Genomic DNA, 477 nt, shown 5'->3' with positions numbered 1-477 from the left:
CCAACGAGGGCTCTGCCAATGACTGGCATCTGGCCCATCTGGGCGGTTTGTCGATGGGCGCCGCGGGCCTGGTCATGGTCGAAATGACGAACGTCGCGCTGGACGGCCGGATCTCGCCGCGCTGCGCCACCCTGTGTTCGGACGAGAATGAGGCCGCGCTGAAGCGGGTCGTGGATTTCTGCCGCACCTATGGCGTTGCCAAGATGGGGATCCAGATCGGGCACGCCGGGCGCAAGGGATCGCAACAGCCGCCGGCACTGGGCGGCAAGGCATTGACCGCAGAGGAAGGCGCCTGGGAAACGGTCGGACCGTCGGCCATCCCGTTCGGTGACTTTCCGGCGCCCCGCGCGCTGACCAGGGCCGAGATGCTCGACCTGATCGAAGCCCACCGCCAGGCCGTCGCGCGCGCCGAACGGATCGGTTTCGACCTGATCGAGATGCATGGCGGACATGGCTACCTCATCCACCAGTTCCTCT

The 477-nt window shown here is 66.7% G+C and carries 1 pseudogene; it reads left to right on the top strand.

The annotated features are described in order from the left end of the window. A pseudogene (locus MRBLMC3_RS23135) lies at window positions 1–477 on the top strand (oxidoreductase); the annotation flags it as partial.

The sequence above is a fragment of the Sphingobium sp. LMC3-1-1.1 genome (assembly GCF_040676285.1).
Classification (GTDB): domain Bacteria; phylum Pseudomonadota; class Alphaproteobacteria; order Sphingomonadales; family Sphingomonadaceae; genus Sphingobium.
The sequence above is the reverse complement of the archived record's forward strand: the minus strand, read 5'-3'. Positions and strand labels throughout refer to the sequence as shown.